The organism is Exiguobacterium sp. 8A (assembly GCF_902506275.1).
In the GTDB taxonomy this organism is placed as follows: domain Bacteria; phylum Bacillota; class Bacilli; order Exiguobacteriales; family Exiguobacteriaceae; genus Exiguobacterium; species Exiguobacterium profundum.
The window spans coordinates 1,491,965-1,514,809 of sequence record NZ_LR733630.1; the positions used below are offsets into that span (position 1 = coordinate 1,491,965).

The window sequence follows — 22,845 nt, forward strand, 5'->3', positions numbered from 1 at the left end:
ACTACAAAGATATGTTATTTCAATTCATAACTTATTCGATAGGACTGATTGTAATATTCCGAATCGGCCAAACCGGACAATGGGAACGAGGCCAAGTAGTACTCGCCGGCAGGAATGACGAGGTCTAACGTTCCATAATAGCGTCCTTCATTCGAGAACTCTTCACTGTAACGAATCGCATCACCGTTCGCGTCAAATAGACCGAACGCCCAGTATTCACCTTGCCGGTTGTTCATCCATCCTCCAAACACGGATAGCGTCATTCGTTTGTCGGTCCGGAAGACGAATGTATCGACATCTTCTAAATCATAAACAGAACCAATTAAATCACCCGAGGCATAAGAGATCACATCTGCATCCGCAAACGCATCATTCAATTCCTGTTCTCGTGTGTCACCTTTGCCTGATACGACGGGTAACTCATATCCGGGTTCGGTCGGCAGTTGTACATTTGCAATCGTATCGCGTCCATATTTCAAATTGCCTAGCTCTTGAATTGGTACCGCATAGTTCATGTTTTGTGAGTCAGGAAGCCCCCACGTGACGACTCCGATGACCTGCCCGTACTCGTTAATGAGAGGACCGCCTGAATTCCCATGTGTCACACTGGCATTAAATTGAAGATATGGTTGACCACCAAAGAAGACCTCACGATTACTTAGAATCCCTTGTGTAATCGTATTATCGACACCTTTCGGACTTCCCAGTGCGTAGACAGTTGAGCCTGTACTTCCCGCTTTTGCCGTCGACAATATCGGAATAGATTGAAGGGAAGGAACGTCTAAGACTGCCAAATCTAGTGCGTCATCAAAGCGTTTTAGCTTAAGCGTCTCAACCTCGGTGCCGTTTGCGAATCGAATGCGAGCGTATCGATTCGCTTCACCTGAGACGACGTGGAAATTCGTGATGACCTCCCCTTTCTTCGTCACGAATCCACTCCCTGTCGAGGTAAGTCGATCGGAAGCATCGTACATCTCAATTGTCGCAACCGATGGATTGACTAACTTAAACGCTTCTTGTGCGTTTAGTTTTTTCGGTTTCACCGTCACACTAACGGTCGACTTCAACTTCGTCTTTTGGACAGTGACCGTGATTGTCACTTTCCCGACGGCCTTCGCTGTAATTTTCCCATTTTGCACAGTTGCTACTTTCGTGTTCGAAGATTTCCATACATACACCGGTTTTTTCACGCCACTCGCTTTCGCCTGTACCGTTTTCGATTGACCGACCTGTAACGCCACACTCTTCGGAGAAACCGTTAAACTTGCAGCGGCTGCCGTGGTAGGTAAGCATGTGCTCAATAACATGAATAGAATGGCAAAAAGAGAAAACTGTGTCACGAACCGTTTCAAATCTCTCGACCTCACTTTCATCTTTAGTCATTTCATATGAATCTTGTCTATCATCTTGATAGTATCAACTTAGTTCTTTTGTTGTAGTAAACATATGTTATTCAAGTCAATTAGAAATTTAAAATTGAAAAGGAATCGTTCGACATGAACTGACAATCATCAAAAAAAGTCATCCTTTTTAAAAAGAAAGATGACTCGAACCATTTTTTAAATACGTTTCGTTACCTTTACACCTTATTTCGGTACTTTTTCAAACAGACGGAACATGCGTAACTTTCCACCCGTGTCATAATACATCCAGACCGTATGTTTTTGTTTCGTGCGATATGCCGTAATTTTTCCCACAGAGCGTTTCTCCCACGATTTACTTCCGTTAATTGTTTCAAATGTCTTAGATTTCTTGGTCCATGTTTGAATCGGTTTCCCGAAAGCACGTTGTACGCCCCGTTCAGTAATGTTTGGGCGCTTGTAGTTCCAAAATGAGAAGACAATCTCATTCACACGCTTTGAACGGTTCGTCGCAGCATATATCCAACTTCCTTGGAACTTTCCTCGTGTCGCTACCTTTTTGTCTAACAAAAGTTTGCCAGCAGTTCCTCTTACTTTTGCATATAAATCTCCGATACGATAATCCGCGCCTTCAAACGTTCCGTTTTGATCGAGTGCTTTCTTCTGTTCTTTCAACCATTCAAGATCTGTTAGTTGAGGGGCCGGTACGACTTTTATATAAAGTGAGGCAGTGTGATCTTCATAGGTTGCATTCACTACAACTGGCCCTGATTGTTTCCCGACAAAAAGACCGTTCTCAATCGCTAACCGTTCCTTCGAAGTCGTCGTCCACGCCACCCCTTCCGTGATCGTCTCTTTCTTACCGTCCGCTCGAATTACAATCAGACTCGGTCGGACCTTCGTGTCGGATTCGATTATTTTCAACTCTGGATTGACTGCAATGGAACGAATGCGTTGGTTGAGTGAAGACGTAGCATAGAGTTCGATGCGTTCCCCAATCGAAACAAACCGCGTTGAATCTGGTGTGAAGACGACACGCCCCGGTTGAATCGATGAATAGACTCGCTTGCCCGTCTTAAAGTCATAGAGAGATGTTTCGTTCGAGAAAAACGTTCCGGACGAACTGACCATGATTTCTCCATGGACTCCGATTTCTCGTAAAGTCCCTCTCTCTGTGCTCGGGTTATATTCATATAAACTGCCATCCGCTCTTATCATCACAACAATATTGTCTTCCGTCACATCGAACGATTCGATCGATTCTTCCATGTCGAACGAGGAGGTCATTTTCCCTTCATGAGTGTATAACGACATCATCCTCTTCTCCCCTACAGCGATGAGTTGTTTTGACACACGAAGCGTCTGAGACGATGGGGCAGAGCGCCCATCTCGAACAATAAAGGTTTGCTTTTTCACTTGATCGGTAGCGACATCATACCAAACGAGACCTGATGACTCCGTTAAGATGACGACGACCGAGGATTTCGGCAAAAAGCGGGCTTGTACGGTCTCATCTTTAAAGGATATCATCATGTGTTCCCATTTCGCTTCATCTAACGTATGATGTTCAATTCCCTCGCTATCGTATGTCACGAGTCCAGATGATTGTTTAGTAATGACCCACTGTTCATCATCACTAACATCTAACACATCAGTAGCTTGTCCTTTTACATCAAGATTTAGGGTCCCGTCCGACAAACGATATGCCCGATATCCCTCTTTCCCACCAATATACATTTGCTCGTTTCCTACGATATAGTTCGTTGGGCGACTCACGTCGATCGAACTTACCGGTTCGATGACGAGGGCTGCCTTTGCTGTTGAAAACGAGAAGAGACTAAACAAGACTATCAGTCCAGTTATGCGTAACCATCGTTTCATATTCCCCACATCCATTCTTTTGGTTTACGTTTTTACCATCTTTCAATTACCCAGCTCATGAATTTGAGAACAAATCATTCTTCTTTCAAAAAAGAGGATCCGACATGATGCCGAACCCTCTCTTCATCTACACTCGTTCACAATTCACTTTACCTATTGATGCATCAAGTAATTCGACACACATGTACTCATTTCGATACCTTCACCGACTTCACAGATGTCCCATACTTATTTTTGCTCGAGATCTTGATGCTCGTCCCAGCCTTTTGCTTGCTGATGGAGAATGAATAGTTCCCTTTCGCATCGGCTGTACGCTTATAGGACTTCTTACCAATCGTCATCGTGACGGTGGCACCCTTCTCAGTCTTGCCACTTACTTTTGTGGAACGGGCTGTTACAGAGTTTACTGTCACAACCGGAAGAAAATGACTTGATGTGACTTTTAGCAAGTACTTCCCCGTTTCACTCTGCCACGGACCATCACTAATAGAGAGATAGTACGTACCGCGTGTGAGCGTCACGGATTTTTTAGCTCGTCCCGGTGCCTTTGTAGAACCATAGACATAGTCCTCAATCACTTTAATATTATCTACATCGTAAAGCGTAAGAATCGCTTTTTCATCTACATAAGATGTCAAATCAATTCCGACTTTGCTGGTCTTTGGAATCACAATTTTATACACATCGACGGAGTCGTTCCATGACAAAAATCCGGTACGCGATTGATAAAACGGGAATAATTTTGCTTCAACCGATCCGTTGTTTGGTTCGGCCTCTTGATTCAATGCAGGAACGAACGTTGATTTGAGTTGGTACATCCCTGTATCCGTACTGTAGGGTCCACCATCTTGAATGGAGATATGATAAGTACCCGCCTCTAAATCAATATAACGAACAAACTTGCCTGGATTTTTCTTCGATCCCGAAATCGATTCGTAGAATGCTTGCTGATTCATGTCATCCGTGAGGGACACGCGTAACGTGTCATCTACATATGTCGATAAATTGAGATGTAATCGTCCTGCTTTCGTCAGTTTGACTTCATAGACGTCCACCTCGTCTTGTACGGAAAGGAATCCTTTCGTTGTCTGTCCGAATTTCAACGGTTGTGCTTCAGCGGTTCCATTGTTCGGTTCGATGTCATCTGTTTTGACTGATGTGAACGAAGTCTTGATGGTGAATTTCCCTTGATTTGTCCGATAAGAATCATCGTATACGATAAATTGATACTCACCTGCCTCAAGATCCCAAGACATTACTTTCCTTCCTGGTGAAGAAGCACTTCCACTAATCCATGTATTATAGATGGGGTTGTTCATCCCATCTTGGAATACGATGTTCACTGTATCGTCTACCATTGTTGTAAAATCAATTGTCACGTTGCCCGTTTCTGTTACCTGCAACATGTAAGTTTGTCTATTCTGTTCGGCTGTCAGTTCTCCATGTACCACACCATTAAACGGTAAAGTACGTTCTTCTGCCGTAACCATCTGAGGTCCTAATGCCACTAGTAAGAAAACCCCTGCCACAATCGTCAACCAGCGTTTCAAATATGAGATCATTTCTTTTTCTCCTTTTAATATCATAGATGTCATGAGTCCATCCATCCCATTCTAAAATTGACTACGCCTTATTGTAGCCAGTCCTCATATCTTAGTGCGCATCGTTTTAAACGATATGGAAAACCGTTTTTTAAATTTGTTTTATTATCGTTCGACAAGATTCGTCACGTTTCCAATATTGCGTATCCTGAACGGAAAGTGATTTCGAGCTACAGCATATTGAATAGAAATTATTCCTCGTCCCAGGCTGATGACGAGGAAATCCTTTCCGATCGAGTCCATCCAAAATTTCTTTCACGAGCGTCTAGTCGTCATTCGACCAATCAATAGTTTGACCTTTATAGCAACTATTCTCTTCATTGAGGGGGTGACGATGCCGACACACTTTTCAGATTGATTCGGTTTCATTTTTTTGATCCTTCAGACATAAAAATACACCCTAAGCCATGATGGTTAGGGTGTATCAAAAATACTACACAGTTGAAAATATAATTATAAAGGGATACGCATATTAGCGTATCCCAAAATTCCCTAAAGAGAGGATAAGAATTATTGTGCTACAGTTACTGTTCCAACTGAAAGTACGTTATCGTTAGCATCCATGATATCAAGTCCGTCAACCGACTTGATTGAAAGACCTTTAGCAAGATCTTCAGCTTTAAGTGCTGTACCACCGATAGTTAAAGTCAATGTGTTTTTAGCAGCTGCTTGTAACACATCTTCTGTATCAAGAGTTGTTGCAGTCACTTTAACTCCGCCAACGTAGAGTTCGAAGTCATCTCCAGCTAGATCAGCAGCGTTGTATACAGTTTCACTGAAGTTCAATGTGATAACGCCTGGTGCAGTAAGCTTAGCAGACGAAACTGTAGGAGCAACATTTTCCACAAGCGATTCTTGTGTTGTTACAGCATCCATGACCAAGCCGTTTTTAGCTTGAACACCGCTGATTGTTACGTTACGAAGACCTGTGAATACGTTAGATCCAGCTTTAAGAGTCAATGTAACATCTTGTTTACCAGCAGCAACTGGGCTGAGAACAGCTTTTTCGACTACTGCGCCATCAAACTTGTAGTTAGCAACATTTGTAGCTGAAGCTCCATCAAGTTCTTGGTTGAAGCGAACTGTGATTGTCTTATCAGAGTTCACTTCAATACCGTTAGTGCTGAACGAAGTATCAAGTGAAGCTTTAGTGTTTGAAGGTGCTGTTGCATCTTCAGAGCGAACTACGTTAGCTTTGAATGTGCTTGGACCAGCGTTTCCACTCAAGTCACTAACAAGCGCAACTGGAGTTGCAGTGCTGTTTCCAGCAATATCCAACGAGTATGATGCACCTTTAGTTGAGTTAACCCCAAGTAAGTCAGCAAGTGTTACGCGATAAGATTTCTTATCTGTCGACACTTGAACAAACTTAGCAACTGGAACTGAAACAGGAGTGATGTTTGAAGTTACAAAGTTAGAAACTTTAGTTCCAGTAACTTCGAGAGTTGTAAGAGCAGCAGCAGTTTCAACGATTTCGTCGAATGACACTTCAAGGTATTCTACGCCGTCGATCTTCACAACTTTTGTAGAAGCAACTTTTGGTGCAACAGTATCAACATCAAAGTTGAGGACTTTAGAGTAAGCAGCTCCAGCTTCTCCACTCAAGTCAGTGTACCCAGCTGATACAGAAACAGCTTTCAATCCTGTGTTAGGAGTGTCTGAAGTGATTGTGTATTTTGTTTTATCTGAAGCGTCTTGTTTGAACGTGAGCGCTCCATCGAATCCTGTGATTGCAGGGTTTGCTTGCAACTCTTCAGTGAACTTAACTTCGATTGTTTTGTTGTTGACTGCTACCAATGAAGTTACAGCAGGAGCAACACCATCTTTGTCACCTTTAACAAATGATGCAGTTGCAGGGTTTGGAGAAATGATGTTCAACGCTTGGTCTTGTGCTCCGACAAACGTCACAATCACTTGTTTACCTGCAGCAACTTCAGAACCTACAGTGAAAGTAACTTCTTGCGCTCCAGCTGTGAAGTCATTTTGAACTCCAGTTGCAGTTGCAGTTACAGAAGTACCGTCAGCAAGCTTGTAAGATACTGATCCGAGGTTGTTCATTGGTTCAGAGAATTTAACTGTGAATGTGCTAGCAGTCTTTTTGACTGTAGATACAACCATTGGCGCCGTAGTATCAGCTGCAAATTCAACAACTTTGTTGTATTTAGCGAACGCTTTAGCTTCTTTAGTTTTGATTCCGTCAACAACAACATCATAACGTTTTGAAAGTGCGTTAGCAGATGTAATTGTTAAAGTTTGTCCGTCTGCACTTAACTTACCAGTCAACGCGCCAGAAGTAATACCGTCGATTGATGTTAATGCAACAGTCGCACCTGCATTAAATGCACCGCTAACACCATTAGCAAACAATGTAGCAGGATCTACTGCTTTGTTGAATGCAACTTCAACTTGAGTAGCGTTAATTGCTTTAACGTCTTTAACCATTGCAGCTTCGATTGTGAAGTCTACAACTGCAGATTTCACTTCACCAGAAACGAGTTGGAATGAGTGAGTTCCAGCAGGAAGTTTCTGAGAAACAGTCAACTTGCCATCTTTGACAGTTGCGTCTGCTTTGATTGGTGTAGCTGACATGTCTTTACCTGGGTAAACAACGAGTTCAACTTTTTCACCGTCTTTGAGATTCTTCACGTCAGCTGTGACTGAGAGAACTTCAGCTGCTTGATCTACTGAAGAAGAAACGTTTGAGATTTCAACTTCTGATTTCACAACTTTGTATTTAACTGTTTTAGTTACAACGCCGAATGCTTTGTTAGAGTAAGTGAATGTTCCTTCGAACTCTCCAGCTTTCTCAGTTGAGAAACCAGCGTATGTGACAACTTTGTTGTATTTCACGCCGTCTGCGAAGAGAACTGGCTGAATACGAAGACCTGATGCAGGAACGCCTTCTTCGAGGACGATTTCTTCAGGTTGGATATCTTGTGCGTGATTCAAGACGCGAAGTTTTTTCTCAACGCGGATGCCTTGGCCTTTTACAAAACCTTTAGCAGTTTGGAACACGCCAAGTTTGTTCATGTCGACTGACGATTTGTACCAGTAGATCTCGCTACCTTTGTACTCTTTGTCAAGTGCCGCGTCGAGGTCCCCGCCGCGTACGTAGTCCGATGAAAGTTGGACTGTTGTTGATGCTGCGTCTGCTGTGATTGCAGGCGCTACTGCTGATGCTGCTACTGCGAACGCTGCCGCTGCAGTAACGAATTGTTTCTTCTTAGCCATCTGATGTAAATCCTCCCTTAGGTAGATAGGTTTTTCTACCGTCCTCGCCCAACCGATCTCGTTCGGAGTCATGTATCCATAACAATGAATAAAGTACTAATGATTATGTAACCGACTCTTCTTTAGACCGGGCGTTCTCCCCCGGTAGAAGTCTTTGCAAGAATCATCTTGAACAATTTACCAAGACTGTTCTTGGAAAACCTTACATCCATAATATACATAACACTTCCAAGCGACACAAGCGTTTTTTTTCGCAAAAATGGTAACGTTTTTGAATTTTGGAGATTTTAGTTTAATTCATTTTTAGATTTACCTTTTTTGGAAATGTCGAAACACGTCGATTTTTGTTGATTTCATGCGTTTTTAGCGGAAATAATAGTTGAAAACCATTTTTATACCATTAATTACCTTTAGTATTTAATTTACAATGTCGATTCTCAAAGTCCAATGTTTACCTTAGTTATTTCCAAACCATAAAATCATTGACCTGTTTAACAAAACCAAAGTTATCCAAAAGTAACGTGTATGTTCCATTTTAGACATCTGCGCCTCTCGTTTCAACCTTCTCTCGTGCCGTGAGGACTTTCGACCCATCCGATTACAGACGAATCGTATCCTCATGACGGTCTTTTCTCTGCGAGAACTACTGTTTCCATCATTCGAACCTTGTCAGGTCACCTCGTCTTTGGCATTCACTCCATACAAAAAGACGGATATGCCCATCGGCATACCCGTCTCCCGGTGTCACTAGCTTATTTGACGATCGCACGTGTCATTTGTCCGGCACGGCCGTTCAAATCTTCCACGTGGACGTAGATTGATTCTCCTTTGCGGAGAGCCCGCGTCTTGACGCTGTACGTGCCGTCCGGACGGATCATCGCCGTCCCGAACAATTGACGCTGCGCATTGCGAACGACAACCGTCATACCCGGTGTCGCTTTACCAGACACTGCTCTCGCGCCAGCACGGAGCGTTGTGACCGCTGGACTAGCCGGACGTTTGCCCGCCGCCACGATCAACCGTTCCGTCGACTGATACTTGCCGTTCGTGTAAACGACGCGCAAGACTGTCCCTGCAGGTTGTGGTTTCATCTTGAACGATGCGACCGCTTGCTTCGCCGTCCCGCGTCCGACGACTTGATCGCCATTATATACGGAGACGACCGTGCCAGACTTCACGTTCACTTTGAAGTTTGCCGCATTTTCCGCCACGACCGCACGGTTCGCGTTCAAACGGAGCATCGACTCGGCGCGGTGAAGGTTCACCTTCCCGTAACCGCCTAACACGTCGTAATATGCCACTGGTAACGAGAACTCGACACTCATGTCTTCAAATGCCCATTCGTCTTCCTCGTCAACCGGTACTTCCGGCACATCTCCGCCTGAGAAGGCGACCGGGTCAGCCGTCCGTTGCAAGAGCGTACGGATCGACTCGACCGAAAGGGTCGGGTGTTGTGATTTCAAGAGGGCCACGACGCCAGCGACATGTGGAGTCGCCATGCTCGTGCCGTCCAAATAAACGACATTCCCATCTGGGACAAGGCTCGCGATTTTCGAACCTGGTGCCACGACATCGACGCCGTATCCGAAGTTCGAGTAATCTGCGACGATTCCGAGCGAGTTCGTCGCTCCGACTGAGATCGTATACTTCGAAGAGGCCGGATAAGATACTTCCGGTTCACTTTCGTTCCCCGTCGCTGCAACGACGACGACACCGCGGTCATAGGCATACTTCAACATGTAACCGATTGTACGACTTTCGCCGCCACCGAGACTCATGTTGATGACTTTGGCTCCAGCGTCGACTGCATATTTGATTCCAAGTGCGATTTGATCCGTGTCACCCGTCCCGTCTGCTCCGAGCACTTTAACTGGGAGGATCGATACGTTCGGTACCATTCCGCGCATCGAGACACCGTTGTCTCGTACTGCCCCGATGACACCTGCCACGTGCGTCCCGTGACCGTTCTCATCGCGAGAGCTTCCATCCCCGTTCGGGTCCGTGAAGTCTTTTCCGTTCGCGACATCGACTTTTCCTTTAAAGTCGAGCAGACGATCATCTACACCTGTATCGAGTACGGCTACTTTGATTGAACGACCTGGAAGGCGGAGTGCCTCATAGCCTTCTAGTCCGACACCCGCATACTTCATCGGTTGAAGGACTGATTTTTCATTGATTGCCCATTGATACTCATAGCTCGAATCTGTCGCAAACGCTTTGTACGTCTGGACTGGCTCGATGAACTCGACGTTCGAATCGGCGTTCAACGTCGCTTTCGCTTTTGCTTGCATCTTCGTGCTTGCCGACTCGACGTCAACGAGCGCGAAATAGTCTCCCGGACGACCGATCGAGATACGCTCTGCCGATACATCCGTCATCGCGTTCATCTTGCCGATCGATGTCGATGGTTGTGATTTGTATTTGACGATATAACGCGGTGTATCCACCGTTTGAAGCTCCATTCCAATCTGTGCGAACACGTCTTCCACCGTCGAGCCGGCGAGGCGTGTCATATCGACCGATGAAGCCAAGTCATTGACATCCGACTTGATTCCGCTCGGTACGCTTGATTTGACCAAGGCGTGCATGCGGTTGATCGCAGTCGCTTCATTTTTCGTGATAGTGTGACTTTCTTTGTTGACGAGTGACGTGATGAGCGGACGTAACGTCTGAAGGTCCGTCAACGCCTCTTGGCGTTTCTGTTTGTCGAATGCCAACTTGCGGACGATGTACGGGGACGACTTGTAGTAAAGTGCCTCCAATTGACGCCCTTCTTTCGATCCACCCAGGATCTCTTCTTGCAGGCGACGAATCAACTCGAGCAACCCGCCATCTTCTGGCATCGGGAGCAACGATTCGACCGGACACATCGTTCCGTTTCCTTCTTCATACTTCACTGGGAGTTTCACTGATTTATAACCAAGTGAGACATCTGCTGCCGTCGGTGGAATCACCGCGCCCTCTTCATCGATTGTCTCGAGTGGCATGTATTCCACTTTGATGTAATATGGACCTTCCCATGCGTATGGGAATTGGATTTTTGCGACTGACGTCTCTGCGTCCGGAGAAGCGCTCGCCCGGTAGCGATCGAACGTCTCATCGGCCGCTGCCGTCTCAGCGCTCGGATAGACCGAGATGTTCGTCACGGCAGACGCTTCCATCGCAATCTCCATATGTGTCATAGCTGAAGCTTCTCGCTCCATCTTGAACCAATACGTGTTCACCGGATCTGTCCCTGTCGTGAAGTCGACAGTCTGTCCTGGTGTAAGTAATGTGGCCTCGCTCACATCGGCCGCGCCAGCTGCCATCGTCCGCATTGGGACGAGCGACACGACGAGCGCAAGGACCGATACAAATGCAACGAGGCGTTGCAAAGCTTGTTTCATACCTTTTCCCTCTTTTCTTAAATAGTGAAGCACTTGGCTCCACGTTGTTCTACGTTATTTATCGGTTTATGTTTCAAAAATGTAACAAAAAGATTTCGGAAATATTTCTTCCTAGGTGGCAGATGGCAACCGCCACTTCATTTATATAGAAGAGAATCGAATCCGTGCATACAAAAGACCGGTGTCTCCACCGGTCCTAAAGAATTAGTATCCTGCGTATTGGAGGGATTGGATGAATGCGCGTTTCTCCGCACCCGATAGGTTGAACTCGAGGTCGTAGTCCGTTCCTTGGACCATGACCGTGATCCGGTTTTCCGGACGGACGTACTTGTCGACGAAGCTGATGAGTTTCGCATCTGGCTGGAACAAGTATGACTCTTCGACCGAGCCGTCCTCATACTCTTCATAGTAGACTTCGTAATCGTTGATGTTTTGCGAATAGGTCGCACGACCGACACGGAGCGTCAACTTCTCAAATCCAGCGACCGAGCCATCCTCCGTGTAGCTGCTGAGAAGGAACCCAAGGCCCGACTTCGATGGATGTCCGACGAAGAGTGGCACGAACGTGTCCGCGTATTTCGTCGTCGAATCTGCATAGAAGACTTCTTTATGAACCGTCAACTTCATACCATCCATGTAGACACGATGGAAGTTGTTGTAGAGCGCGTGCTGTACTGTGATTGTCTTCGATTGGCTGACGTTGCCTGCGCCGTCACGGATGACGAGTGACATCTTCTGCCCCATCGCTTGACGCGGGATCTTCACGATGAACTTCCCAGTCGACATGACCGGTGCCGTGTATGACTTCGTGCCAATCTTGACGACGGCCGTCGCATACGGTTCGGCTTTTCCGAAGACACCGTATGATGCTGCCGTCACGGACTGTGTCAATGTCGCCGTTCTCGGTGCGACGCGGTCTGTGTAGACGCTACGTTTCGAGACGTCGCTCGTCGCGCCTTTCGTCGAGATCGTCTTCGCCGAGAGCCATGAGTGGGCCGGTTGCGGTGCGATGCCACGACGGTAGAGCCCGTTCGCATCGAACTTCCCTTTATACGTGCTGCTGCCGATCGAGAGCTCGACATATTGTCCCGGCTCCCCGACGACGCGTACTTCACGTGACGTCTCCGTCAACGGTTTGATGACTGGTGCGTCCGGACGTGCGTTCGGGTCTTCGGCGACGATGGCACGCGTCGTGTCACTCACGTTGCCGCTCGCGTCGACGAGACGGACGTCGATGACCTTGCCGACCGACTGTGGTGACATCTTGAAGACGGCCTCGCCACCTTCGAGGATTGTACGGACGTATGTCTTGCCGTTGATCAAGATCTCCGCTTTCGCAGCCACTTCACCTGTGATCGTGAGTGCTGTCGATGTGTGGAGTGGTGCCGATAATACCGGTGCGTCAGGAGCAGTCACGTCTTCAGACGTCTCTGCGTTGACGATTGTCGAAGGCGCGATACCTCCGAATGCGAGTGTGGTAGCTAGGAAAAGTGCTGCATATTTCGGTTGTTTCATAATAAGTAGGGTCCCCCTCAAGAATAATGACAATCGTTTACAAATTTATTATAATCTGTCCTTTTTCAAAAGGGTACATAATTTTTCTAAAATAGGCATATATTTTTCAAATTCACATTTCCTTCATTTAATAAAAAAGACACTCCATCGATTCGGAGTGTCTGAACGCTTATTAACCTTCGTTGATCATCGTCGCTTGTCCGCCTTGCCATAACCAGACGCCATCTTCTTTCACATAAAGATGAAGCATCCAAAAGCGACCTTCGTACGCGTTCGTGCCGAGAATGAACTTCTCCTCGAGCAAGAGTTGGACGACGGCGAGGTCACCGCGTACCGTCTCATCGAACGTGACCGTGTCCTGTGCGATCCATTGAATCGCTGTCGGGTCGACGAACTGGTCTAAGAACGTCTCTTTATCGAACTGACGCCCGCTCGAATCGACATATCGGAACGAGTCGTGCATGAGCGCCCGCATCGCGTCGAGATCGCCGGCTACCTGATGGGCCGATCGGTCGTCAGAAAGTTGTTTCATGTTGAGTGTCTCCATAGTTGTCCCTTCCTTTCCCCGTCCATCATAGCACAGATGGTCGCAAACGAACGAGTGGAATGCTGAGCACGGATTCCTTCAATCATTTCCCTTTTATCGAAATAAGCAACCTTTTTCATCTCCACTATGTATATACTAAAAACTGTAAATTTCATGAATCGAGGTGGAAATGTTGAAACGAATCTTCAGTTTGCTCTTTCTCTTTACCTTCTATTGGACACTCACCGCTCAAGCGGTCGGGTCTGAGGCCATTCTTCGTGCCGGCACGACCCTCTATGCCGATCCAGAAGAAACGGTCGTTCTCCTGGTCACAGACCAAGCGGAGCGTGTGGATGTCCATGAGGTGACCGAGACCCATACGTCTGTCACCGTCGCTTCACAAAAAGGATTCGTCCGAAACGACGCCTTATCATACGCTGTCACCCGTTACGTCCATACGGAGACGGATGCACGCGACGCTGCCGGAAATGTAGTCGCAACACTCACCATCGGGACAGCGGTCGACGTCTTCGATATCGAAGGCGACCTTCTCCTCACGACGGACGGGACATATGTCGCCCGTGACGCCCTCGGAGAGACGGTTCCGGCGGCAGTGACCCGCTACGCAAAAGAGGGAGCGACTCTCACGTCTTCACCAGATGGTGGAACCATGACTCCACTTGAAGCCGGTCAAACCTTGAACGGCTTCCTCATCGACGGACAGATGCGTGTCGATCTAAATGGAACTGTCGGATACATCTCGCTCTCGATGACAAATCGAATCCCGTTCAAGACGGACTCGCAATTCGTCTTGACGACATCCTCTTATATGAATGAGGACGGAGAGATCGTCGGGACGATTGTCCGGGGCAAACGAGTAAGTGTATATGGCACAAATGGCTCGATGGCCCGCCTTTATCAAAATGGCATGTACGTGTATATGAAGCGAGACGCACTCGCTGCCAAGATGCCCCGCTACGCTAAAACGGGGAGCCGTTATGCTCAAAAAGAGACATCGATTTATTTAGACACAGACAAGAAGCAAGTCGTCGGTTCACTCAAACGGAGTCAACTCGTCAGCATCTATGGGACAGACGGTCTGTTCACCCGTGTCTATTACAACGGACAATATGTCTTCGTCGAATCCGCATCGCTTGGGACGACGGAGCCACCTTATCTAAAAACCGGACAACGGTACATCACGAAAAACACACCGGTCTATGCTCGGACGATGAAATCATCCAAAACGACCTTGTCCCTGAAACGGGGACAGCTCGTCTACATCTATGGCACCCGTGGAAGCTATACCCGTATCTTCACGAAAGGGAACTATTACTTCGTCCCGACGAGCGTGACGAGTACGAAAAAACCACCTCGCTTCGAAGCGACAGGGAAACGATACAGCCGATATAACGAGGTCGAAGTATACGCCTCGACCTCAATCGCGAAACAAGTCGGTTCATTGAAACGGGGTCAGCTCATCGAGACATATGGGACGAGCGGCTACTACACGCGCATCCGACTAAACGGAGCCTATCGCTATGTCGCGACTGGCTACCTCGCTGTCTCGAAACCGACCGCGAAGCCGAAGGTAGGAACGGTCTTCTATACACAGTTCAACGGGACGCCTTACTTCTCGGCTGACGTTGCGTATGGTCGTCCGGCCGGCACTCTGCCGCGCGGAACGAAACTCGTCGGGCTCCGCTCGATCGATGCCGACTTTTGGCACGTCCGTCTTCCGTCCGGGAAACGCGTGTACGTGTTGAACCCCTATATCGCCGAAACGAAACCGAAGGCGATTCAACCGGCGAGCGTCTATACGGCCGCCCACTATGGAACGACGAAGAAGACGCCGTTCTACGCTAACCCGAACGACACCCGTCCGATCGGGTATCTCGATGCCGGTCGTCGCATCTACCCTCGTGGGAAGAGTGGCGACTCCTATCTCATCCAATACGACTGGCGTCCGGTCTACGTCAAGACGAAAGACATTCGCATCAAACGAGATGCCTTGTTGAAGAAACGGGACAACTCACAAAAAGAACGCATGATTGCCGTCGCGGTGAAACATCTCGGGACACCGTACACGTGGGGCTCACAGTCTCCGCTGAACGGCGGTTTTGACTGTTCCGGTCTCATCCACTACGCGACGAATCAAGCCGGTAAAATCGGCGGTCGCACCAACGTGTCAGGTTACTGGCATAGCGGCCATTTCAAGAACAAACGGACAGGGATCACGAGTGGACGTCGCGGGGACATCGTCTTCTTCGCCGGCACGTACAAATCCGGTCCATCGCACATCGGCATCATGCTCGATGATGAGTTCTTCATCCATGCCGGGGGCGAGATGCTTCAAATCAACTCGATCCATGACCCGATGTGGCGCCCGTACTTCCTAGGGTACAAATCGTTATAAGGAGGATTCTCCATGTTTGACTATATCGATCCGTTCTTATGGCAACTCGTCATCGTCCCGTTTCTCACCATCGGCGGTGGTGTCGTGGTCGCCATGATCATGAAACGGGTCTGGGTCGGCCCTGTGGTGACGTTCTTGTTGAACGCCATCATCGAATTGACGTACTTTGCCGTCTATTATGACCACAGTCCGTTCGATGTCAGCCATCTCAGTTCGTGGAATGTCATCTTCCCGCTGATTTCGCTCTTGTTCTCGTTCATCTTCGTCGGATTGTTGAAAACAAAAAAATCTGCCTGATGTGTCGTGATTACTCGTTATAAGGAGGACTCTCCATGTTTCACTATATCGATCCGTTCCTATGGCAACTCGTGATCGTCCCAACGTTTACGATCGGACTAGGAGTCGCCATCGCATTGCACTTGAAGCGCTTGTCTATCGCTCCCTTGATCACGCTCTTCGCCTACTTGGGCATGGAGTGGCTCATGTATCGGGGCACCCTCTTCTTCTTTACGAAGTGGTGGCTCCTTCCCCTTTTGGCATTGGGGATCACGTTCACGTTCATCGGGAAACGTCAGGTGGGGCACGCTTCGGTCAAATGATGCTTGACAATGCATCTTTATCCCGTTAAAGTAACGATAACATTCATACGAACTCGCGATGAGAAAGAAGAGTAGCGCGAAGGGACGTCTTCAGAAAGCCGGTGGTCGATGCGAACCGGTGGCGTACCTTGCGTGAATGGGCTTTTGAGCGTTCAGACCGACATGTAGGCTCTGACGGGTCCTCCCGTTATCGGGGACAGCGAATGATGGTTCGCGATGAGTGGGAAGACAAGGCGTCTTTCAACGAAGGTGGCAACACGGGGAATCTCCTCGTCCTTCATGTCCGATTGGGCATGCGGGACGGGGAGATTTTTTGTTTGAGCGATTGGAGGTGGGCTGGTGACGTACCACGGATATACGCACCGCGGTCATCGTATACGAACAAGACGTGACCCTCTCGTTCGTGGATGAACTGAACGAGCGGATACGTTGTGAACTCTCCGTTCAAACGAGGCTTTGATTTTGTATAAAAATCTTGATAACAAATCGACTCGAGGAGTGGTCGCACACGGATTTCGGACTTGTCTGCTACCGGCACGGTGAACATCCATAACGGTTCGTCATCGAACGTGCACGATGTGGCGGTCGTCTTGAAGCGCACCGATTTGTCCCGGATATAACGGAACAAGAGGGTCGGCTTGACGGGCTGTCCATGTACATGCCAAACGATTCGGATGGGGTCGCCCTCTTCGAACAACGCATCAAACAATTGCTGGGCATGACGAACGACTGCCTCAAAATATTCAAGATTCAGTTCATATGATTTGATATCAACGTAAGGTGACAGCGTGTCCTCGAGTTCGATGTGCTCGGTCAACGCTTCACCTGAAAATTGGTCAGGTCGTAAGACTGACATCGGCATATCCCCTTTCTATTACCCATTATAAGGAGGTTCTTTCAATGCAACAACGGATCATCAATGGTGACGAACTCACACCAGTGGCAATCTTCCACCGACTACAAGGTGAACGAAAGGTATTACTCGAAAGTCGCGCGGAAGGCAAGCACGGTCGCTACTCCATCATCGCGGCGAACCCGGTCGAGACGATCCGAGTCGATGGGAACGACGTGACAGATGCAACGGGGACAATCTATGCAGACGACCCGCTCCATGCCTTATCCGAACGCATCACACGTGACGACTTCACTGCACCGTACCCGTTCATCGGCGGTGCCGTCGGCTATATCGGCTATGACTTGCTTCGGGTGTATGAACCGATCCCGAACACGCCGACCGTGACGCGTGATTTGCCGGACGCCCTCTTCCAACGCTATGAGACGGTCGTCTTATACGACCACCTCGAGGAACAGGTCATCCTGATCGATACGAGCGAGACGGATGCGACGATGCGACTCGAGTCCATCCGCGAACAGCTCGAGACACCGGAGACACACGCCCTCGAACCGGTCGTCCGGACGAGCGAGCGCATCTTGACGCCGAAGGACGAATTTATCGACCGCGTGCTCCAGGCGAAAGAGGCAATCCTAGCGGGCGAGGTGTTCCAACTCGTCTTGTCGCAACGAATCGACGCGACGTTCACCGGGGACCCGTTCCACTTTTACCGGACGCTGCGGAAACAAAATCCGAGTCCGTACTTGTTCTACATCGACCTCGGGGAAGCGATCGTCCTCGGTGCTTCTCCTGAAAGTCTCGTCCGTGTCGAGAACGGCAAAGTGACGACGAACCCGATCGCCGGGACACGCCCTCGTGGGAAGACCGTCGAGGAAGACACGCGTCACGCGGAGTCACTCCTTCAAGACGAGAAAGAACTCGCCGAGCATCGGATGCTCCTCGACCTCGGACGGAACGATATCGGGCGGGTCGCCAAAGTCGGCACAGTCACCATCCCGAAACACATCGAGCTCGAACGATTCAAAAACGTGATGCATCTCGTCTCGGAAGTTAAAGGTGATTTACGTGACGATGTGGCCCCGATCGACGCGCTCCGTGCTTGTCTTCCGGCCGGTACCGTCTCCGGGGCTCCAAAGATTCGGGCGATGCAGTTGATCGATGAGCTCGAGACGGTGAAACGAGAAGTCTACGCTGGGGCGGTCGGCTATCTCGATGTCCGGGGCGGATTCGACTTCGCCCTTGCCATCCGGACGATGGTCGTCCAAGGTGACACGGCCCACGTCCAAGCCGGCGCCGGCATCGTCTATGATTCAGACCCGGTATCGGAATATGAAGAAACGCTGCATAAAGCCAAATCCCTATTGGAGGTGTTCGCATGATTCTCCTCATCGACAACTACGATTCGTTCACGTATAACGTCTATCAAGACGTCGCTCGCTTCAGTGACGTCTGCGTCATCCGGAACGATGAACATAGTATAGAAGAAATCCGTCGCATGAACCCGAGTGGTATCATCCTCTCCCCCGGTCCCGGTGGTCCCAAAGACGCCGGTGTGTCGCTCGCGGTCGTGCGAGAACTGTCCGGCTATATCCCGATTCTCGGGGTCTGTCTCGGTCATCAGGTCATCGCCGAGGCGTTCGGCGGAGTCGTCGGACGGGCGAACGAGGTGATGCATGGAAAAGTCTCACGGATCAATACGGTGCCAAGCGTCCTCTTTGAAGGGCTATCGATGGACGTCATGCGCTATCACTCGCTCGTCGTACAAAAGACCGAACTGACGGTCACGGCCGAGACGACAGACGGTGTCATCATGGCTCTCGAACACCCGACCCATCCGACGTACGGTGTCCAGTTCCATCCCGAATCAATCGGAACACCGGACGGACGTGGAATCTTCGAACGATTCGTTCAGTTGTGCACGAAAAAACCGGGGCACGTGTCCCCGGTTTGAGTATCAACCTAAAAAGTCATCCCGCTGAAAATCATGCTTGTCGATCTTGATGTTGTCACATGCCACCCCGTTCGACCGGAGCACCTGGATCGTTTCATGCAACAGCTCATCACTACCAACGATATAGAACAAGGCGTCCTTGTCGGATGCCATCATCTCCACGCGTTCGTAGTAGTCTTTCCGACTCGGGACGAATTCTGACGTGAAGTGCTCGTTCGATTCGAAGACGTCACCGAACAGATACGCTTTCGACGAATCGACGTTCAACGAATGGAGATGCGGGACACCTTCCCTGTTCGCCAAGTACTCGAGGACGACCGGACGGAATGTCGCGAGTCCGACACCCGCCGATAAGAGGTAGACGTTCTTCCCACTCCGTTCGAGCGGGACGTTCGAATGTGTCTTGAACAAGGCGACCTTGTCCCCCGGTACCATGTCGCGAAGGATCGATTTGAACGTCGAGCATTCGGACTTGATGCGGGTCGTGATTCCGATTGCCCCTTCGTGCGGCAATGTCGAGATCGACATATGGCGGACGAGACTTCGGTCCGGCTTGTCCCCGGCGTTGAACCCTTCGAGCGCAAGATGCGTGTGCGCCCCTTCCTGCCACGTGAACTCAGGTGGCAAGGCGAGATGGAACGTGTATGTATCTGGTGCCTCGTTTACGACTTTAGTGATCGGTGTCCAGTCAATTTTCATGTGAATTCTCCCTTTCGTTAATACACCGCAATCGGCCCATACGGCCCTTCGATGATTTCCAGTTTCGTCTCAAAAATTTCGGATAAAATCTTCGCGTCCATGATCTCATCGACCGTTCCAAACGCAGCGATCTGTCCGTCTTTCATCGCACAGATGCGATCCGAGTATTTCGCCGCGAAGTTGATGTCGTGGAGCACCGTGACGATTGTCCGTCCGAACTCGTCGGCGACGTGGCGCAAATACTCCATCATCTGTACCGAACGAGCGATGTCTAAGTTGTTGAGCGGTTCATCGAGGAGGACGTATTCCGTCTCCTGACAGAGCACCATCGCCACGTAGGCACGCTGCCTTTGTCCTCCTGAGAGCTCGTCGAGATAGCGGTTCTCGAGCGCGGTCAAGTCGAGGAAGTCGATATATTTCGAGATGATCGCCTCGTCCTCTTTTGTGAGGCGCCCTTTCGAGTAAGGGAAACGTCCGAACCCGGCGAGTTGTCGGACCGTGAGCCGTGTCACGAAGTGGTTTTCTTGACGCAGGATGGTGATGATTTTCGCCAAGTCTTTCGACTTCGTGCTCGACACGTCCATGCCGGCGACTTGGATCTGACCCTCGTCTAAGTTGAGCAACCGTCCGATCATCATGAGTGTCGTCGATTTGCCCGCTCCGTTGGGTCCAATCAATGAAGTGAATCCGGCTTTCGGGATATCGAGCGTGAGCGGTCCAATGTGGACATCGTCTGTATACGATTTTTTGACTTGTTCGATTTGAATCATAGCGACCTCTTCCTTAGAATGACGGCCAAGAAGATGAGTCCGCCGAACAGTTCGATGATGACGGAGACGACACTTGGCGTCTGGAATATGTGATACATAAAGAAATATGCACTCGTCAGGACGAAGAACCCTAGGGCGAACGCCATCGGAAAGACGTACTTATGGTCATACGTCGAGGCGACCTGATAGCTGAGCGTCGCGACTAAGAATCCGAAGAACGTGAGCGGTCCGATGAGCGCAGTCGAGACGGACATGAGGAGTGAGATCAGGACGAGCGTGTAAATGACGCTCCTCCGATGGTTCACCCCGAACGTCGTCGCGACGTCCTTGCCGAGTGCGACGATATTCAATCGATTCGAGAACAGGAACAAGAGTGTCCCGGCGATGACGACGATCGGGATGACGATGGGAAAGTACGCCACGTCGGCATTCGTCACCGAACCGAACAGCCGTGCCTGCAGGATATCGAACTCGGACGGGGCGAGCATACGACGCATGAACGATGACACCGAGTTCAGACCCGTCCCGATGATGATCCCGATGAGCAGCATGAGCTGCAGGTTGGCGTATTTCCCTGACAAGAGCCATCCGTAAAGGAGGAGACTCATCGTCACCATGAGGCCGACCTGTGTCAAGAAGGCGTTTGTCCCCGAGAAGCCGATCAACGCCCCTGCCCCGAAGAAGAAGACCATGCTCGTCTGAATCGTCGAATAGAGCGCGTCGAATCCAAGTAGCGATGGCGTGATGATACGGTTGTTCGTCACCGAGTGGAATGCGACCGTCGCAAGACTTTGACAGAGTGCCGCAATCAACATCGTGACGATGGCGACGATTCGCCGTTCCACGACCGGCACGAATGACGGAGAGTCCATCGGGACCGGATTGTTATAAAGGAGAAGCCCGAGCGCGCACAACAGTCCGCCGAGAATGAAGGCACTTAAGAAGAGCCAATAGCGCCTGCTCGCCCGTTTCGATTGAAACGCTGAAGCATGACGTTCTTCTCTCAATTCCCCGATTGATACTTCGACACCGTCTCGTTCCATGACCGTACTCATCGAACCCCTCCCTTCTTCCGTTGTCGCATCAAGATCATGATGAAGACGATTGCCCCGACCGTCCCGAGAATCAGTGAGACCGGGAGTTCGAACGGCATGATGATCGTCCGTGAAATCAAGTCACTGACGAGAATCGCACCCATCCCGACAAGACAGACCCATGGAAGGTTGCTGCGCAAATCATCCCCGCGGAACATCGAGACGAGGTTCGGGACGATGAGTCCAAGGAACGGTAAATTCCCGATGACCGTCGCCACGACACCGACCGATAAGGCGATGAGCCCCGTCGCCATCATCATGAGCTGGTTATAGTTCACGCCGAGACTCGTCGCGATGTCTTCCCCTAACCCCGCGAGCGTCAAGCGATTCGCCAGTAAGAAGATGAGCACCGTCACGACGATGATGACCCATAGATACTCGTAGCGCCCGATTTGCACCGAGGCGAACGAACCGACGAACCAGCCCTCGATCGCCTGGCTTGCTCGGAAGAATAGACCGAGGAACGTCGAGATGGCGGAGATGACCGCCCCTAACATGAGCCCGATGATTGGCACGATGAGCGATGAACGGAGTTTGACCGAACGTAAGAACCAGAAGAAGACCATCGTCCCGATGAACGAGAAGACGATCGCCCCGGTCATCCGCATCATGAGGCTCGGTGCCGGGACAAGCAAGTAAACGGTGAGCAGTCCGAGTCCCGCCCATTCGAGCGTCCCCGTCGTCGTCGGTTCGACGAGTCGGTTTTGTGTGATGAGCTGCATGACGAGCCCCGCCATTGCCATCGCTGCACCCGTCAGCATGAGGGCGACCGTCCGTGGGACTCGGGTGATCCAAAACATATCGAAGCCGTCTGTCCGTGACAGATCGTACACCCCGGTAAAGAGCGACAGCACCGCCAAACCGAGGACGATGATCACGGTGAACACGAACGACTTCGTCCACAATCTAGAAAAGGAGGGCTGAGACATCGTCTCAACCCTGGCTGTCAATGGTTTTTGCAT

Annotated in this window: 17 protein-coding genes and 1 other annotated feature; of the genes, 5 read left to right on the top strand and 12 right to left on the bottom strand. The window is 49.6% G+C overall.

From position 1 onward, the window contains the following. Window positions 1–14 precede the first annotated feature (14 nt). The 7 genes from GVY42_RS07665 to GVY42_RS07695 all read right to left on the bottom strand — a co-directional run bounded on the left by GVY42_RS07665 (window position 15) and on the right by GVY42_RS07695 (window position 13,522). The gene (locus GVY42_RS07665; protein WP_159562833.1) at window positions 15–1,352 is read right to left on the bottom strand and encodes a trypsin-like peptidase domain-containing protein; all 1,338 of its coding nucleotides are present in this window, start codon (window positions 1,350–1,352) and stop codon (window positions 15–17) included. Between the two features lie 234 nt (window positions 1,353–1,586). Then, entirely contained in the window at window positions 1,587–3,242 is a 1,656-nt protein-coding gene (locus GVY42_RS07670; RefSeq protein WP_159562834.1) for a hypothetical protein, read from the bottom strand. A 188-nt stretch (window positions 3,243–3,430) separates the two neighbouring features. Continuing rightward, on the bottom strand, window positions 3,431–4,804 hold the full coding sequence (locus GVY42_RS07675) for an Ig-like domain-containing protein (protein ID WP_159562835.1): 1,374 nt from the start codon (window positions 4,802–4,804) through the stop codon (window positions 3,431–3,433). A gap of 549 nt (window positions 4,805–5,353) precedes the next feature. Next, window positions 5,354–8,074 carry a hypothetical protein gene (locus GVY42_RS07680; RefSeq protein ID WP_236548942.1) on the bottom strand — a complete coding sequence of 907 codons (2,721 nt, stop codon included), beginning with the start codon at window positions 8,072–8,074 and terminating at the stop codon, window positions 5,354–5,356. Window positions 8,075–8,826: 752 nt separating this feature from the next. Beyond that, window positions 8,827–11,460, bottom strand: a complete 2,634-nt coding sequence (locus tag GVY42_RS07685) for a S8 family peptidase (RefSeq protein WP_159562836.1) — start codon at window positions 11,458–11,460, stop codon at window positions 8,827–8,829. Between the two features lie 204 nt (window positions 11,461–11,664). Beyond that, window positions 11,665–12,975, bottom strand: a complete 1,311-nt coding sequence (locus GVY42_RS07690; protein ID WP_159562837.1) for an Ig-like domain-containing protein — start codon at window positions 12,973–12,975, stop codon at window positions 11,665–11,667. A 172-nt stretch (window positions 12,976–13,147) separates the two neighbouring features. Next, window positions 13,148–13,522, bottom strand: a complete 375-nt coding sequence (locus GVY42_RS07695; protein WP_143180225.1) for a nuclear transport factor 2 family protein — start codon at window positions 13,520–13,522, stop codon at window positions 13,148–13,150. 169 nt (window positions 13,523–13,691) lie between these two features. On the opposite strand from GVY42_RS07695, the gene GVY42_RS07700 reads away from it, so the two are divergent. Genes GVY42_RS07700 through GVY42_RS07710 form a run of 3 tightly spaced genes read left to right on the top strand, consistent with a single transcriptional unit; the run spans window position 13,692 to window position 16,516 of the window. Then, a complete protein-coding gene (locus tag GVY42_RS07700) occupies window positions 13,692–15,917 on the top strand; it encodes a C40 family peptidase (RefSeq protein WP_236548943.1) in 2,226 nt (741 codons plus the stop codon). Between the two features lie 12 nt (window positions 15,918–15,929). Beyond that, window positions 15,930–16,214: a hypothetical protein gene (locus tag GVY42_RS07705; RefSeq protein ID WP_159562839.1), complete on the top strand. Its 285-nt coding sequence runs from the start codon at window positions 15,930–15,932 to the stop codon at window positions 16,212–16,214. Between the two features lie 35 nt (window positions 16,215–16,249). Then, complete coding sequence (locus GVY42_RS07710) at window positions 16,250–16,516, top strand: hypothetical protein (protein ID WP_159562840.1); 267 nt, start codon at window positions 16,250–16,252, stop codon at window positions 16,514–16,516. A gap of 49 nt (window positions 16,517–16,565) precedes the next feature. Further along, window positions 16,566–16,797: a binding site (T-box leader), on the top strand. Here the strand turns inward: GVY42_RS07710 and GVY42_RS07715 are convergent. Beyond that, window positions 16,794–17,372: a hypothetical protein gene (locus GVY42_RS07715; RefSeq protein ID WP_159562841.1), complete on the bottom strand. Its 579-nt coding sequence runs from the start codon at window positions 17,370–17,372 to the stop codon at window positions 16,794–16,796. It overlaps the preceding feature by 4 nt. Window positions 17,373–17,416: 44 nt before the next feature. On the opposite strand from GVY42_RS07715, the gene trpE reads away from it, so the two are divergent. After that, the gene (trpE, locus tag GVY42_RS07720) at window positions 17,417–18,748 is read left to right on the top strand and encodes an anthranilate synthase component I (RefSeq protein WP_159562842.1); all 1,332 of its coding nucleotides are present in this window, start codon (window positions 17,417–17,419) and stop codon (window positions 18,746–18,748) included. Then, the gene (locus GVY42_RS07725; protein WP_159562843.1) at window positions 18,745–19,320 is read left to right on the top strand and encodes an aminodeoxychorismate/anthranilate synthase component II; all 576 of its coding nucleotides are present in this window, start codon (window positions 18,745–18,747) and stop codon (window positions 19,318–19,320) included. Before trpE ends, GVY42_RS07725 begins: the two co-directional genes overlap by 4 nt. Before the next feature lie 3 nt (window positions 19,321–19,323). On the opposite strand, the gene GVY42_RS07730 is transcribed toward GVY42_RS07725, so the two are convergent. Genes GVY42_RS07730 through GVY42_RS07745 form a run of 4 tightly spaced genes read right to left on the bottom strand, consistent with a single transcriptional unit; the run spans window position 19,324 to window position 22,845 of the window. Then, window positions 19,324–20,019 carry a dihydropteridine reductase gene (locus GVY42_RS07730; RefSeq protein ID WP_159562844.1) on the bottom strand — a complete coding sequence of 232 codons (696 nt, stop codon included), beginning with the start codon at window positions 20,017–20,019 and terminating at the stop codon, window positions 19,324–19,326. 17 nt (window positions 20,020–20,036) lie between these two features. Further along, on the bottom strand, window positions 20,037–20,789 hold the full coding sequence (locus tag GVY42_RS07735; RefSeq protein ID WP_031422518.1) for an ABC transporter ATP-binding protein: 753 nt from the start codon (window positions 20,787–20,789) through the stop codon (window positions 20,037–20,039). Then, the gene (locus GVY42_RS07740; protein ID WP_159562845.1) at window positions 20,786–21,844 is read right to left on the bottom strand and encodes an iron chelate uptake ABC transporter family permease subunit; all 1,059 of its coding nucleotides are present in this window, start codon (window positions 21,842–21,844) and stop codon (window positions 20,786–20,788) included. Before GVY42_RS07740 ends, GVY42_RS07735 begins: the two co-directional genes overlap by 4 nt. Further along, the gene (locus GVY42_RS07745; RefSeq protein ID WP_031422514.1) at window positions 21,841–22,845 is read right to left on the bottom strand and encodes an ABC transporter permease; all 1,005 of its coding nucleotides are present in this window, start codon (window positions 22,843–22,845) and stop codon (window positions 21,841–21,843) included. The genes GVY42_RS07740 and GVY42_RS07745 overlap by 4 nt, the downstream gene beginning before the upstream one ends.